Here is a 15296-nt window from a genome sequence, read left to right as displayed (position 1 = left end):
ACTCACCCGTCCGCCGCTAGATTTGTTCCGAAGAACTCCTCTCGCTCGACTTGCATGTGTTAGGCACGCCGCCAGCGTTCGTCCTGAGCCAGGATCAAACTCTCACTAAAAAGTTTAATCTTGTAGTACTCCTTATCTCTTTCGAGCTAAGTTTCCTTTTATTCGCTGACTCTCAAAAAGAATTGCTGGTTATTATTACTTAACTTTAATTTATCTGTTCAATTTTCAAAGACCATTTTCTCCAGTCACCCTTAAGCGACTTTCTTAGTTTACCACCGCATCTAAACCTTGTCAACACCTTTCTTTCAAGCTGTTTTTCTTAGTTCGTCATTTGCGACTCCTTTATATTATCATCCCTGTCGAAGTTTGTCAACATTTTTCTAATTTTTCTTTTTGTTGTTTTCTTGCTACTACTAGTTGCTACTTTTTATATGCAACGTTTTTCATATTACCATAATTATATACTTTCTTTATTTTATATAATCTCTTTTAAATAAGCCAGATCTTCTATATTTATTTTCACTACTTAATTACGCTTTAAGAAATGGTTCCTTCACCATAAAATGAGGAATATTTAGAAAGACCATTATATGCTTCTGCTTTATTCGTAGTTGCTGTAACCTGTTAGCTGATTTCTAATGTAAGAAGTATATTGCAAAATAAAAATGGTTCTAATTACTCTTCTGAGTTCTCTAAATTCTTGGTACAGATTGTCTTTGTGACTATATTTGTTTAACTTGCTTAGGCGTGTAGACGGTACTATTTTTCCTGCCTTAATTAACAACACTACTTGCAGCATATCTTTTCAATGAGTTTCTATTAATTCTCAATCTACAATCTAACTAAACAAACAATCTATATGTTTATATTCATGAATTTTATCAATACTATAAAACTTTAAATCCTTCCAATTTCTAATTCTTGGCATTAACTTAATTCCTAGCAAGTAAGTTAACGCCAAACAGGTGACGACTACACCTATGTATATCCGCGTATTGTATTTGCCCGAACATCAGCTTTGCTTTTCATAATCCCATATATTATATAAATTCATTCCCATACTCCACAGGAAATAAAAGCCCTAAATAAATCTATGTAAGTGTCTGAAACTTAATCAAAACATTTCCACCGCTTCCCCCACATCGCATGCGGTATTCCGATACTGAGTTTTCTTTATAAAGATTAATCATTGCACCATCAACAGCCACAATCTTATCGCACCCCATAATTTGGTTACGTATCACTTACTGTACATGCTAATTATATATTTAATGGATTCATCCAACTTATTTATTCTAATATATCTTCGGTTCGAAAAAGATATCATATGTGGAGTTACTGAATTTTTCATATATTAATATAAACTTTATATCTTAAATTTATAAATCCTAACTTGATGCCATTGATCACATGAGTATCCAATTGCAAATTATTATTTATGCAAAAAACCTCTGATGTATTTCTCTACATCAGAGGTTCCAAACTAATATATTCTACTCTCTAGCCACAAGTGTTCTTCTATTTACCTATATTGTCTCTATTTCAACTACTTTATATTTTTCACTGTTAACTGCAAGTTTTATAGCTTCATCACTTACCTCAGTGTTAGTCTCAACTATAACAGATTTATTAGAAATATTTATATCTGCACTAGTTACACCCTCTACATTACTTATTGCTTCCTTTATATGCTTAGCGCAATTTTCACACTTCATACCTACTACTACTACTTTCTTTTTCATTTTACTTTTCCCCTTCCAATTATTAGCACTTGTTTTATCCAACATGCTCTTATATTTATATTATAGTTCTTCTATTCCTACAACTTCATATCCTACCTCATCGATAGCCGCTTTAATATCTTCATCAGTAATATCTACTGATCCCTCAAATACTGCAGTTTTAGAATCTAAATTCACATCTACACTAGTTACTCCATTAAGTTCACCTAATGCCTCCTTAACGTGGTTTACACAGTGTCCACAGCTCATTCCTTCAATTAATATTTTTTTCTCATTTTTTATTCCTCCTAATATTTTTTATAATATACATTAGAATTACTAATATTTAATAATATTTAATAAAACCATATATTTTACTATCTATTTAATTGGTTTAAACCTCTTTAATCTTAAAGCATTGGTTAATACTGACACAGAACTAAGACTCATTGCTGCTCCTGCTATCATAGGATTTAATAATGGTCCTCCAAATATGTGTAGGATTCCCATAGCAACTGGTATTCCTATTATATTATACCCAAATGCCCAGAATAGGTTTTGTTTAATATTTCTTATAGTACTTTTACTTAACTGCAAGGCAGTCGGAACATCCATTAAGTCGCTTCTCATAAGAACTATATCTGCTGATTCCATTGCAACGTCTGTTCCAGAACCTATAGCTATACCAATATCTGCTTGTGCTAATGCTGGAGCATCATTTATACCATCACCAACCATAGCAACCTTCTTACCTTCAGCTTGAAGCTTTTTAACTTCATTTGCCTTGTCTTGTGGTAACACTTCTGCTAAAATCCTATCAATTCCAACTTGTTTAGCTATAGCTTCTGCAGTTCTCTTATTGTCACCAGTTATCATAGCTACTTCAATTCCCATTTCATGAAGCTTTTCTATTGCTTTCTTACTACTTGCTTTAACAGTATCCGCAACAGCAATGATACCTGCCATCTTATTGTCTATAGCTATATACATCGGAGTCTTACCTTCTCCAGCTAATTCATCAGAAATTTTTTCTAATTCTACTAAGGATATTTTGCTATCAATCATAAGTTTTCTGTTTCCAAGTAGAATATTTTTACCGTCTATTTTAACTTCAATACCATAACCTGGAATGGCTTTAAAGAAATCTAGCTTCTTAAACTCTAGTCCTTTTTCTTCGGCACCTTTTACAATGGCCTCCCCAAGCGGATGTTCTGATCCCTTTTCTGCAGAGGCTGCTAATTGTAATAAGTCATTTTGTGCTATTCCATTTATAACAACCACATCCGTAACTTTTGGCTTACCTTCAGTAATAGTACCTGTTTTATCAAATACTATAGTTTGTATCTTATGAGCAGTTTCTAGTGCTACACCACTTTTTATTAAAACGCCATATTCTGCACCTTTACCTGTACCAACCATTATTGCTGTTGGAGTTGCTAGTCCAAGGGCACAAGGACAAGCGATTACTAGCACAGATATAAATATTGTAAGTGAGAATATTTCCGATTCCCCACCAATGAAATACCATCCTAAACCAGATAACACTGCTAAGCCTATAACTATTGGAACAAAATAACCTGAAATAACATCTGCAAGTTTTGCAATTGGAGCTTTAGATCCCTGCGCATCTTCTACTAATTTTATAATTTGAGCCAGTGCTGTATCCTTACCAACTTTAGTAGCTTTATAGTTTATAGTTCCGTTTTTATTTATACTTGCACCAATAATCTTATCTCCAGAATTTTTTTCTACTGGCATACTTTCACCTGTAAGCATTGATTCATCTACAGATGTAGTACCCGATACAACCTCACCATCTACCGGCATCTTTTCGCCTGGTTTAACTACTATAATATCTCCTACTTCTACTTCTTCTATGGTAATTTCTATTTCTTTTCCACTTCTTATAACTATAGCTGTCTTAGGAGCAAGTCCCATAAGCTTCTTTATAGCTTCAGATGTCTTTCCCTTAGAAACAGATTCTAAATACTTACCAAGAGTTATCAAAGTGATAATTACTGCCGCCGACTCATAGTATAAGTCCATAGCATAACTTGTATCTCCACCAACAATCTTTACTGTTGCAAATATCCCATAAAGAACAGCTGCTGATGTACCTATTGCAATAAGTGAATCCATATTTGGACTTCTTCTAATCAAGGCTTTAAATCCAACTGTATAGTATCTATTACCAGCAATTATAACTGGTATAGTTAGAAGTAATTGTGATAAAGCAAAAACTTCTGGATTCATCATTGGATTAATAAAATCCGGTAGATAAAGTCCCATCATATGACCCATAGATATATAAAGTAGTGGAACTGTAAATATTGTAGATATAACGAATTTTTTCCATAACAGTTTTATTTCTTTTCCTTTTTTCTCTTTATCTGCATCTACTGTAGTCTCTTCTTCTATAGCCTTATATCCAGCTTTTTCTATTGCTTTCTTTATATCTATAACTTTCACCTTTGAAGGTTCGTAGTTTATAATTAACTTCTCAGTTGCATAATTAACATTTGCTTCTGTAACTCCATCAATCTTTCTTGTAGCTCTTTCTACTGCCTTCGCACAAGACGCACAGGTCATTCCTTCAATTTTCATAGTTTTATTACTAGCATCATTAATTGCTTTATATCCCGCTTTTTCAACAGCTATTTGAATATCCTCTACAGAAACCTTTGTTTCATCGAAATTTATACTTAGTTTTTCTGTAGCAATATTTACATTTGATTCATTTACACCTTGCAATTTTTTAGTGGCTCTTTCTACAGCCTTTGCACAAGATGCACATGTCATTCCTTCTATTTTTAATGACTTAGTTAACATATAATTTCCCTCCTTTTATAATTTCCATATATTCTATTTACCAATTATTTTTGATAAAACATTTATAATTTCATCTATCTTATCACTTCCTTTATCCTGCTCAAAGGCCTCCCTAACGCAGTGATTCATGTGCTGCTTTAAAATCAACAAATTAGCTTTTTTTAAAAGTGATTGTGCCGCAATCATTTGATTTGATACATCTACACAATATCTCTCATCTTCCATCATTTTGATAGTTGCTTCAATTTGTCCTTTTGCTATTTTTAAAGTCTTTACAGCTTCTTTTTTCTCATTATTCATTATTTCGCCTCTTTCGTATCCCACCCCTAACGGGGGGGGGTATGTTTATATACTAATACTAAAAATAAGATGTGTCAACCTCTTCTTTATATAATTCCTCCCATGAAAAATGAAGCAGCTATAAGACTGCTTCATTCCAGAGTTTTATTTTTAAATTAGTACAATTTTAATTTAAGCCTTCTTATTTTTAATAATTATATCGTTAACCATTAATTCTTCATAACATTGTACAGTAAAAATCATTTGTGCAGAAGACGCACTTTCTATAGCCTCACCATTTTCTTTCCTCATATCTTTAAGTTCTATAATCTTGTTATCTCCTTTTACAGCTAAAACTTCAACAAAATCTCCATTATAAACTTTATTTCTTTGTTCTATAGTTGCAATATGAGATTGACAATTATAATTTTTTACAATACCTACAATATCATAATTACGTATATATGCTGAGCTTGCATGATTTTGTTTCATTTTTTCATCAAAGTAAAAACCAGTTGTATATGGTCTATGGCTAGGTTTTATAAGATTGTCCATCCATTTAGAATCAAATTTATAATTTTCAGGATCTTCTATGTATTTATCAATTGCTTCTCTATACGCTTTTACTACACATGCAACATAATAAGAACTTTTCATTCTTCCTTCAATTTTAAGAGAATTTATTCCAGACTCAATAAGTTCAGGAATATGTTCTATCGTGCATAAATCTTTTGAATTCATCAAATAAATTCCATCATTTCCCTCATTAACTCTACTGTAGATTCCTGGATCTTTCTCTTGAACTAAATGATATTTATATCTACACGGTTGCGCACAAGTTCCTCTATTGGAATCTCTACCAGTCATATAGTTTGACAACAAACATTTTCCAGAATACGCCATACACATAGATCCATGTACAAATGCTTCTATTTCACAAGTTTCTGGTAGCTCCTTTTTTAATTCTTGTAAATCTTTAAGACTCATTTCTCTTGCTACTACAACCCTCTTAACTCCAACATTATGCCAAAACAAAGCAGTTTTGTAGTTTAAACTGTTAGCTTGGGTGCTTAAATGTATTTCAAGATTCGGCACAACTTCTTTTGCTATACTAATAACTCCTGGATCAGCAATAAGTAAAGCATCTACACCAATATCATATAATTCACTAAGATATTCTTCTATCCCTATTAAATCCTCATTATGTGGCATTACGTTTAATGTAACATAAATTTTTTTCCCTCTTAAATGTGCAAATTCGAGTCCTTCTTTCAATTCTTCCATTGTAAAATTACCTGCCGCTGCCCTTAAATTTAATTTATTACCTCCAAGATATACAGCATCAGCACCAAAATTTATAGCAGTCTTAAGTTTTTCTAAGTTTCCTGCTGGTGCTAAAAGTTCCGGCTTATGCATAATTTATTTCTCCTCATACTTAAAAATTTATTTATTTGCTCGCTTCAATAATAGCAATACTTGCACTTGCACCAACTCTATTAGCACCTGCTGTTATCATATCCATAGCTGTATTAAAATCTCTTACTCCCCCTGAAGCCTTAACACCAATTTCTACTCCCACAGTTTTTCTCATAAGCGCAACATCTTCTTTAATTGCTCCTTCAGTAGAAAATCCTGTTGATGTCTTAACAAAATCCGCTCCCACTTCTTTAGATATTTCACATACCTTAACTTTTTCTTCATTTGTTAAAAGACATGCTTCAATAATTACTTTAACTATTACTTTTTTATTAGCTACATCTATTACTGCTTTTATGTCTTCTCTAACTAATTCATAATTTTTTTCTTTTAAAGCCCCGATATTTATGACTGTATCTATTTCGTCTGCACCATTTTCTATTGCTTGCTTTGTTTCAAAAGCTTTAACTTCTTTAGTTGTTGCTCCTAAAGGAAATCCAACAACTACGCAAGTCTTAACACCGCTTCCTTCAAGTTCTTTACTTACTAATGCAGCATTATAAGAATTCACACAAACTGAAGCGAAACCAAAGTTTTTAGCTTCAGTGCAAAATCTTTTAATATCTTCAGTTGTTGCCTCTGGTTTTAATATTGTATGGTCTATATACTTAGCTATATTCATAATTTATTTCTCCTCATTTTTAAAAATTTATTTTGAATTTATATAGTGAAATTTTTAAACATATTAATTTAGATTAATTATTTTATTCATAATCTTTTACAAAATTAATTATTCTTTTAACGCCCTCTTTAATGTTATCCATTGAAGTAGCATAGGAAATCCTCACATAATTGCTTACTCCAAATCCATCACCTGGAATGACTGCTACTTTTACTTTTTCTAAAAGTATATTTGAAAAATCTATAGAGTTATTAATTGTATGACCATCTATAACTTTACCAAGCATCTTTGATATATTAATCATAATATAAAATGCCCCTTTTGGCTTTTTACATGAAAGTATATTAGTATCATTAATTCTTTCAACTATATAATCTCTTCTATTCTTAAACTCATTAACCATTATTTTTACAGAAGTTTGATCTCCATTTAAAGCCTCCACGGCTGCATACTGTGCTATAGAATTAGGGTTAGATGTAGTATGACTTTGTATACTCGCCATTAAACTAATGATTTTTTCATTACCAACTGCATAACCTATTCTCCATCCAGTCATAGAATATGTCTTAGAAACACCCTGTATTATTATTGTCCTATTATATGAATCGCTACTAATATTGGCTATGCTAGTATACTTTTCATTTTCATTTTCATAATTAAACTTTTCATATATTTCATCGGAGATTATCATTAAATCATGAGTTCTCGCAAAATCGGCTATCATAGCTAACTCATCTTTACCATAAACTGCACCTGTTGGATTATTAGGAGTATTTATTAGAATTGCTTTAGTCTTTGAGCTAATTACATCTTCTAATATAGGTCTGGTATATTTAAAATCATTTTCTTCATCTCCAAATGCAAATACAGGTACCCCATCAACTAGCCTAATTAATTCTGGATAACTAACCCAATATGGTTTTGGTATAATAACCTCATCTCCAGGATTAAGAATAGTTTCAAAAACATTCCAGAGACATTGTTTAGCTCCAGTTGAAATGATGATTTGAGAATTAGAGTATATTAAATCATTATCTCTTTTAAATTTTTTAGCTACAGCAAGTTTTAATTCATCTATCCCAGATGCTGGAGTATATTTTGTAAGCCCATCATTAATTGCTTTTATAGCTATATTTCTAATATTTTCAGGAGTATTAAAATCTGGTTCTCCTGCGCCAAGAATTATAGTATCGGCTCCATCTTTTTTCATTTGTTTAGCTCCAGATGTAACTTCTAAAGTAATAGACGGTAAAACCTTCTCAGATTTTTTTGAAAATATCAATCTTAAATCCCCCCCTTTATAAAGTCTCTTACAATCCAATATCTTTCCGTTTATCAATTTACTATACAATTAGCCTAATATAGTTTAATGTATATATCAATAAATAAAATCACCATCTGTACTAGCACAATATTAAGGAGGGATATCAATTTGCTGAAATATGAAGAAGTGATAGAGTACATTAAAAACAATATAAATACCGGGGAACTCAGCCATTCTAAGAGATTGCCCTCTATAAGATCTATTCAAAAATTGTTTCAATTTAGCACTGGTACAGTTTTAAAAGCTTATGAGAAACTTGAGCAAGATCATATTATTTATTCAGTACCTAAAAGTGGGTATTATGTAGTTGATAATTTTCATACTCAAAATTCTTCTAAATATCCTATAATTGATTTTTCAGCTGTAAATTTAAACGCTGAAGCTTTTCCCTATCAGAATTTTCAACATTGTCTAAATAAATCAATAGACTTATATAAAGAAAAACTTTTCACATATTCGGATCCTAGAGGATTAAACTCTCTAATTAATGTTTTATCAAAACATATTCAAAACTATCAAATATTTACAAATCCAAATAATATAATTATTACATCTAGTTCTCAGCAAGCATTAAACATATTATCAATTATGCCATTTCCAAATGGTAAATCTAATATTCTTGTAGAGCAACCCACCTATTACGGAATGATAAAATCTCTAGAACTTAATAATATTGCTACTCTAGGCATAAATAGAGATTTAAATGGAATAAACCTAGATGAATTAGAGAAATTATTTAAATACGGTAATATTAAATTTTTTTATAGTATCCCCAGGTTCCATAATCCGACTGGAACTTCGTACAGTAGACTCGAGAAACAAGAAATTGTGAAATTGGCACACAAATATGATGTGTATATTGTTGAAGATGATATTGCTGCTGATTTAGATATAAATAAAAAAAATGACCCTATGTTTTCCTATGATACTTCATCAAAAGTAATATACTTGAAAAGTTATTCAAAGATACTTATGCCCGGTTTAAGAGTTGCTGCACTTATATTACCTAACTTACTGATTGATAAATTTTTACTATATAAAAAGTGGACTGATATGAATAGCCCAATACTATCTCAAGGAGCCTTAGAAATATATATAAAAAACGGTATGTTTGATGATCATATGAAACAATTGGTTAGTTTATATAACAGTCGTATGAGATGCTTGAAAGATACTTTATTAAAATATAAACATCCGAGAATACAGTACAATATTCCTGAGTCTGGATACTTTGCTTGCATTTATGTAAATGGTTCTTTAAACTATGATAAAATATTTGATTCCCTAAACCGTAAAAATATAAAAATGTTTAATACAAGTGAATGTTTCCTTAAAGAGTATAAATGCCATAATTATTTCAGAATTACCATTAGTGAAGTAAATGAAACACAAATAATTAAAAATATCCCTATAGTACTTGATGTTATTCAAAAATACCTAGATTAATACCTTCCGAAATAAATTTCAATGCAACCCTGTTATATATATAGGTTTTGAACTTTATTATTAATTTTTATTTAGATGCGATAGGAGCGTGGTATAAAATATGTATATTGGATGTAATTGCTCAAAGGCCCTAAAATATCTCATTGAAAAAGAAGCTGTTAGTGTAGATTATATTAAATCCGGTGCATATGGAACGTTTAATGAACAGTTTTCAACCATGCGTTCCATGCGACCAGTTCTACTTCATGGTCTAGGATATTTTGAGCGCACAGGAATGAAAAATATAGAAATCGTAGATTTTAATTTGGCAAATGACCTCATAAAAAAATGCGATTCTCCCCATTATGGCATTCATCTTTCAATTAAAAATTCAGATATGTATCCCGGTATGACTGATGAAAATATATATGAACATATGTCTAAACAGATACAGATCTTTAAAAACAACTTAAAAGTACCATTATTACTTGAAAACATTCCTGATTCCCCTAAAGAACGTGTAATAACGATTGATCATTACCCTTATATTATGCCAGAACAATTTAGCCGATTGTTTACAGATAATGATGTATCATTTTTGCTTGATATTACCCACGCAAAGATTACTGCACAATATCATGGCTGGAATATTCGTGATTATATTCGACAGTTATCACTTAATAGGGTTGTAGAAATTCATGTAAATGGTTCTGGTTATGATAAAGATGGTTTTCCAGCAGATACACATCAAGCCATGGAAAATGAAGATTACGAATTGTTAGAATGGGTTTTAAATTATACAAACCCAAATATAGTTACATTGGAATACAATGGATTAGATTCAGAAAATGAGGAGACAGTTATTTCTTCTTTAGCAAGACAGTTAAATGAAGTACAAAGAATATGTAATTCAACCAAATAAGTAAAAGTATAAATATAGACTTGCATATGCAGCGAACATGGCAAGTTTCGGTAATGTTTGTGCTGGTATTTCATTAACTTTTACGGCCCTATAAATAACAATTGGTAACCTTTAAATATATAAAGTATAATAGTAATTGAATTAAATTTGACCTTGGGGGGGAATAAATAATGATCTTTGGAAATACAAAAGATTTCACAAAGGAAGAGCTTCTTGATAGAGTTCAATCTAATGCAGAAGAACTTTTCAGAAGCGGTACATTTTTTTGTAGCGAAGCTGTAGTTCAAACACTCAATGAATTATTAGGGAAACCATATGATGAGAAGATAGTTAAAATGGCAAGTGGATTTCCTATAGGAATGGGTAAATCAGGATGTCTATGTGGCGCAGTCTCAGGTGGTCAAATGGCTCTAGGTATGGTATATGGTAGAGTCGAAGGTGAAGCTATGCAAGAAAAAATGTTTGCAAAAGCTAGTAGTCTTCATGACTATATTAAGAATGAATATAAATCAACTTGCTGTAGAATAATAACAAGAGAATGGACTGGAGACAACTTTAAAAGCCCTGAAAGAAAAACCCATTGCATTACAATTACTGGCAGAGTAGCAAGATGGATAGCAAATGAATTTATAGAAGACGGGCAAATTCAAGTAAAATAATAAGACAAGCTATAAGCCTTATATGTTAAGACTTATAGCTTATTTAAATTGTAAACTTGAGATATTACTAAGTATATTTATTTTATTAATTTCAGTTGTCTAATAGGATGTAACATCTCCTATGCGTTAGTGAAATTTAAAAAGACTCTATTATTACATCCATGATTCCTCCGCATACCATACCTTCATCTTCAGCTATAGTACCTGTCATATCTATACTTTGAATTTGATATCCACCTTTTCCCAGTAAATTCCGCGCGGTATTAATTATCTCTCCTTCGCTACACCCGCCCCCAATACTCCCTAAAATCTTACCATATGCCCATACAATCATTTTAGCTCCTGCATTTCTTGGAACTGAACCTTTCGTAGAAATGATTGTAATGATTGCTTTTGGTGAATCTTCTTCTTTGCACAATTCCATTAATACTTCAGGGTCAAATTCTGGCCAATTAGTTTTCTTAGGTCTAGTAATAACATTGCTTATATCACCAAGTCGTCTATAACTTATGACCTGAGATATAATGGAAATTGCTATCTCTTCAGGTGTAAGGGCACCTATTTCAAGCCCTATTGGGGCATTGACTTTGTTTAACTTTTCTTCAGGATAGCCTTCACTTACCATTTGCTCCATGACGCTTTTAACTCTCCGTTTTGAACCGATCATTCCAACATATGCAGTATTATGTTTTAAAACCTGTCTAAGACAATCCATATCATGTCGATGACCTCGAGTTACAATAACAACGTAGTCACATTTATTTAAACTAATTAAGTCGAAACAGTTATGGAAACTCTCACAAATTACTTCTTTAGCAGTAGCAAATCTTTTACTATTAGCAAATGAGGGTCTGTCATCGATAACTGTAACTGAAAAACCTACTTTTGAAGCAAATTCAGCTAAGGGCTTAGCTATATGTCCACCACCTAAAATTATTAAACGTGGTTCAGGAAAATATGGTTCAATTAAATAAGCTTCATTTTCACTAATTTTAAAAAACTGAAGAATTCCAGTTTCTATAGCATATTTCGCCTTTTGGTAAAGTACTTCATCTAAATCGGATACGCGATTGTATGAATTCAGACTTTCCTCAGTAAAAAGTGTTTTATTCTGAGATGGTTTATTTTTACAACTTTTGTTATCCAACATTGTAATTATAACGGCATTATTTCCCGAACCCACTTCTTTTAATAAATTTTTATAGGTATCTACATACATGATTTCATTCCTCCAAATTCATTTATTTTTAATATTCTGAAATATTTGATGCATAGCTGTCCTGTACCGGAAACTTAACCCCTCATACTCGGAATGTATTACTGCCTTTTGGTTTGATTAATACTATAAGAATATTGTAACATACTATGAATTAATTAGGTGATACTAACTTAAGTCCTGCAATTGCTAATTAAAACATATTGTATCTATACATTAATTATATATAGAAAAAGAGGTTATCTCCTTTAATGATTTAAAAATCATTTCTAGATAACCTCTTTTTAATATTATATAGTAAAAATTTTATTATTTATTTTGAAATAATATTATCTACCTCTTTTCAATTCACTCTTTATTGCATCTGCAAGAAATTGTACATTTGTTCCTACTATAATTTGAACATTCTTCTTACTTGGTCTAACTACGCCTCTTGCGCCTAATGCCCTTAATTTAGCATCCTTTACTATTGTATTATCTTTTACTTCTAATCTTAATCTAGTTATACAGTTGTCAACTGAAACTATATTATCTTTTCCGCCTAAGTATTCTATATATGATTTTGCAAGTTCTGCCATGTCGCCAGTTACAACCACATTTTCCATAAACTCATCATCATCATTTTCTCTTCCTGGTGTCGGAATGTCAAATCTCTTAATTAAGAATACGAATACTACAAAGTACAATGCTCCAATTGCTAATCCAATTGGAATTATTAATATTGGCTTTGTAGCAATACCAAAGTTCATTACATAATCAAGTGCACCTGCCGAGAATGTGAATCCATGTAAAACACCTAGTGATGTTGTTATGAACATTGATAAACCTGTAATTAACGCATGTGCTATTAATAATAATGGTGATAAGAATATGAATAAGAATTCTATTGGTTCTGTAATACCTGTTAAGAATGCTGTAAGTGCTAATGAACTTAATAGCCCTATGGTAGCAGTTCTCTTTTCTTTTTTAGCACATACAACTATTGCTAAAGCAACAGATGCCATACCAAACATCATTACAGGGAAAAATCCACCCATATAAATTCCAGCTGTTGGATCTCCTACGAAAAATCTGTTCAAATCTCCACTTTTCCCACCGAAATCTCCAATTGTAAACCAGAATATTGAATTTAATACATGATGTAATCCCATTGGAATTAATAATCTATTAAAGAAACCAAATAATCCTGACCCTACTGCTCCAAGTCCAACCATCCACATACCAAATGATGTTATAGCCTCTTGAATCGGTTGCCATATATATCCAAATATGCCCGCTAATATAATCATAAAGAATGATGTCATAATAGGCACTAATCTTCTGCCTCCAAAGAAACCTAATATTTCTGGTAATTTAACATTTTTAAACTTGTTGTAGGTATGACCTGCAACTATACCTGTAATTATACCACCTAAAGTATCAAACTTTAATGTTTTAGCAACGTCTACCCCAAATCTTGCTTCCCATATAGAGCTACTAACTTTAGTTAATACTAAATATCCAATTGCTCCTGCTAATGCTGCTGCTCCATTATCATCATCCGATAAACCAACTGCTACTCCAATTGCAAATATTAATGGCAAATTATCAAATAAAGCTCCACCAGCTGCTGCAAGCCATGCAATATTTAAAAGATCTCCTTGTCCAAGTCTTAACATAAGACCCGCTACCGGTAACGCTGCTATTGGAAGCATTAACGATTTACCGATTCTTTGTAAATAACCTAAAATTGCTTTTCCCATAATTAATTCCTCCTAATTTTTATTTATAAATTAACTTACATAGTAAATTTAAGGCTACATACTAAATATAATTACGAATATTGAACACAAAAAAGAGCCGAAAAGGATATAATAATCCCTTTCGGCTCTTGCTCAACTTATTGATAACACGCCTAAAATTTACGCATATTTAATTTATTGAATTCAGTATATCATGTTATGATATTGTTTTCAATAGTTTTTTTAAAGTAATTTATGTATTTTATGTATTTTTTTAGGTTTAATATTTGAATTATTTCTTTATATTCTGTTGACAACAATAATCAAATATATATATAATTGAATAGACGTGTTACTGTTAAATCAGGCATAAGTTGCTTTTTTAAGTTAACTTATGCTTTTTTAAATTTTATTCAGAATTTTCCGAATATATTGTATTACATATAAATTTTTATACTAATATTTATATGCAATATTAGTAATACTAATAAAATACATAAAGAAAGGATGTGAATTCCTGAATTTTCAGGAAGTATTATGTTTGATTTTATCAAAAATATGTTTAAACCTAATTCAGCTCAAGACACACTTACATTTGTAGCCCCAGTATCAGGTAAAGCAATGCCTTTATCAGAGGTCCCAGATCAAGTTTTCGCTGAGAAAATGGCTGGCGACGGACTTGCTATATTAGCTGAAGGAGATACCTTTGTTGCACCTGCTGATGGAGAGTTAACTTTAGTTTTCAAAACAAAGCATGCTTTTGCAATGACTTTAGCTAACGGAATAGAATTATTAATACATATTGGTATTGATACTGTTTCATTAAACGGTGAAGGTTTTGAACAACTTGCTGAGCAAGGCACTCAAGTTAAGGCTGGTACACCAATAATAAAAATCGATAGAGATTTTATTATTAGTAAGGGTTTATCTCTTATAACACCAGTATTAATCACAAATGTTGATATTACTAAATCAATATCAGCTGTAGAAACTGGAAATGTTATTGCCGGAAAAACTACAGTTATTAACTTTGAAGTTTAATATATAATTTTGAAATATTATTTCAAAAAAAGTAGCTATTAATTTAGCTACTTTTTTGTTT

The 15296-nt window shown here is 31.3% G+C and carries 14 protein-coding genes, 1 rRNA gene and 1 pseudogene; 4 read left to right on the top strand and 12 right to left on the bottom strand.

Annotated features, from left to right (window positions below; genetic code table 11):
* The 10 genes and pseudogenes from BLS77_RS17820 to BLS77_RS17775 all read right to left on the bottom strand — a co-directional run.
* Positions 1 to 110 (bottom strand): 16S ribosomal RNA (locus BLS77_RS17820); the annotation flags it as partial.
* 491 nt (positions 111 to 601) lie between these two features.
* Positions 602 to 961: pseudogene (locus tag BLS77_RS20825) on the bottom strand (Tn3 family transposase).
* Between the two features lie 130 nt (positions 962 to 1091).
* Positions 1092 to 1244, bottom strand: a complete 153-nt coding sequence (locus tag BLS77_RS20085; protein WP_175490913.1) for a hypothetical protein — start codon at positions 1242 to 1244, stop codon at positions 1092 to 1094.
* Positions 1245 to 1526: 282 nt separating this feature from the next.
* The gene (locus tag BLS77_RS17805) at positions 1527 to 1742 is read right to left on the bottom strand and encodes a heavy-metal-associated domain-containing protein (RefSeq protein WP_175490912.1); all 216 of its coding nucleotides are present in this window, start codon (positions 1740 to 1742) and stop codon (positions 1527 to 1529) included.
* 60 nt (positions 1743 to 1802) lie between these two features.
* Positions 1803 to 2036, bottom strand: coding sequence for a heavy-metal-associated domain-containing protein (locus BLS77_RS17800; RefSeq protein WP_089973106.1), 234 nt, complete (start codon positions 2034 to 2036; stop codon positions 1803 to 1805).
* 66 nt (positions 2037 to 2102) lie between these two features.
* Complete coding sequence (locus BLS77_RS17795) at positions 2103 to 4550, bottom strand: heavy metal translocating P-type ATPase (RefSeq protein ID WP_089973103.1); 2448 nt, start codon at positions 4548 to 4550, stop codon at positions 2103 to 2105.
* 33 nt (positions 4551 to 4583) lie between these two features.
* Entirely contained in the window at positions 4584 to 4850 is a 267-nt protein-coding gene (locus BLS77_RS17790; protein ID WP_089973099.1) for a metal-sensing transcriptional repressor, read from the bottom strand.
* A gap of 171 nt (positions 4851 to 5021) precedes the next feature.
* Positions 5022 to 6245, bottom strand: a complete 1224-nt coding sequence (locus tag BLS77_RS17785; RefSeq protein WP_089973095.1) for a peptidase U32 family protein — start codon at positions 6243 to 6245, stop codon at positions 5022 to 5024.
* A gap of 31 nt (positions 6246 to 6276) precedes the next feature.
* Complete coding sequence (gene deoC / locus BLS77_RS17780) at positions 6277 to 6927, bottom strand: deoxyribose-phosphate aldolase (RefSeq protein ID WP_089973092.1); 651 nt, start codon at positions 6925 to 6927, stop codon at positions 6277 to 6279.
* An 82-nt stretch (positions 6928 to 7009) separates the two neighbouring features.
* The gene (locus BLS77_RS17775; protein WP_089973088.1) at positions 7010 to 8209 is read right to left on the bottom strand and encodes a pyridoxal phosphate-dependent aminotransferase; all 1200 of its coding nucleotides are present in this window, start codon (positions 8207 to 8209) and stop codon (positions 7010 to 7012) included.
* Between the two features lie 150 nt (positions 8210 to 8359).
* On the opposite strand from BLS77_RS17775, the gene BLS77_RS17770 reads away from it, so the two are divergent.
* The 3 genes from BLS77_RS17770 to BLS77_RS17760 all read left to right on the top strand — a co-directional run bounded on the left by BLS77_RS17770 (position 8360) and on the right by BLS77_RS17760 (position 11257).
* Complete coding sequence (locus tag BLS77_RS17770) at positions 8360 to 9697, top strand: aminotransferase-like domain-containing protein (RefSeq protein ID WP_089973084.1); 1338 nt, start codon at positions 8360 to 8362, stop codon at positions 9695 to 9697.
* A gap of 100 nt (positions 9698 to 9797) precedes the next feature.
* Positions 9798 to 10598: a multinuclear nonheme iron-dependent oxidase gene (locus tag BLS77_RS17765; protein ID WP_089973081.1), complete on the top strand. Its 801-nt coding sequence runs from the start codon at positions 9798 to 9800 to the stop codon at positions 10596 to 10598.
* A 170-nt stretch (positions 10599 to 10768) separates the two neighbouring features.
* Positions 10769 to 11257, top strand: coding sequence for a C-GCAxxG-C-C family protein (locus tag BLS77_RS17760; protein WP_089973077.1), 489 nt, complete (start codon positions 10769 to 10771; stop codon positions 11255 to 11257).
* 136 nt (positions 11258 to 11393) lie between these two features.
* Here the strand turns inward: BLS77_RS17760 and BLS77_RS17755 are convergent, their stop codons facing one another.
* Complete coding sequence (locus BLS77_RS17755) at positions 11394 to 12476, bottom strand: XdhC family protein (protein WP_089973072.1); 1083 nt, start codon at positions 12474 to 12476, stop codon at positions 11394 to 11396.
* A gap of 326 nt (positions 12477 to 12802) precedes the next feature.
* On the bottom strand, positions 12803 to 14215 hold the full coding sequence (gene nagE / locus BLS77_RS17750; RefSeq protein ID WP_207648708.1) for an N-acetylglucosamine-specific PTS transporter subunit IIBC: 1413 nt from the start codon (positions 14213 to 14215) through the stop codon (positions 12803 to 12805).
* Between the two features lie 516 nt (positions 14216 to 14731).
* Here nagE and BLS77_RS17745 point away from each other — a divergent pair.
* Positions 14732 to 15235: a PTS sugar transporter subunit IIA gene (locus tag BLS77_RS17745; RefSeq protein ID WP_089973067.1), complete on the top strand. Its 504-nt coding sequence runs from the start codon at positions 14732 to 14734 to the stop codon at positions 15233 to 15235.
* Positions 15236 to 15296 lie beyond the last annotated feature (61 nt).

Origin of the sequence: Clostridium gasigenes (genome assembly GCF_900104115.1) — a bacterium.
GTDB classification, from domain to species: Bacteria; Bacillota; Clostridia; order Clostridiales; family Clostridiaceae; genus Clostridium; species Clostridium gasigenes.
The sequence above is the reverse complement of the archived record's forward strand: the minus strand, read 5'-3'. Positions and strand labels throughout refer to the sequence as shown.

Excerpts from the sequence above, each read along its gene's own strand:
- BLS77_RS17805 (WP_175490912.1), bottom strand. The coding sequence starts at position 1,742 with ATGAAAAAGAAAGTAGTAGTAGTAGGTATGAAGTGTGAAAATTGCGCT.
- BLS77_RS17795 (WP_089973103.1), bottom strand. The coding sequence starts at position 4,550 with ATGTTAACTAAGTCATTAAAAATAGAAGGAATGACATGTGCATCTTGT.
- BLS77_RS17790 (WP_089973099.1), bottom strand. The coding sequence starts at position 4,850 with ATGAATAATGAGAAAAAAGAAGCTGTAAAGACTTTAAAAATAGCAAAA.
- BLS77_RS17785 (WP_089973095.1), bottom strand. The coding sequence starts at position 6,245 with ATGCATAAGCCGGAACTTTTAGCACCAGCAGGAAACTTAGAAAAACTT.
- deoC (WP_089973092.1), bottom strand. The coding sequence starts at position 6,927 with ATGAATATAGCTAAGTATATAGACCATACAATATTAAAACCAGAGGCA.
- BLS77_RS17765 (WP_089973081.1), top strand. The coding sequence starts at position 9,798 with ATGTATATTGGATGTAATTGCTCAAAGGCCCTAAAATATCTCATTGAA.
- BLS77_RS17760 (WP_089973077.1), top strand. The coding sequence starts at position 10,769 with ATGATCTTTGGAAATACAAAAGATTTCACAAAGGAAGAGCTTCTTGAT.
- BLS77_RS17755 (WP_089973072.1), bottom strand. The coding sequence starts at position 12,476 with ATGTATGTAGATACCTATAAAAATTTATTAAAAGAAGTGGGTTCGGGA.
- nagE (WP_207648708.1), bottom strand. The coding sequence starts at position 14,215 with ATGGGAAAAGCAATTTTAGGTTATTTACAAAGAATCGGTAAATCGTTA.
- BLS77_RS17745 (WP_089973067.1), top strand. The coding sequence starts at position 14,732 with ATGTTTGATTTTATCAAAAATATGTTTAAACCTAATTCAGCTCAAGAC.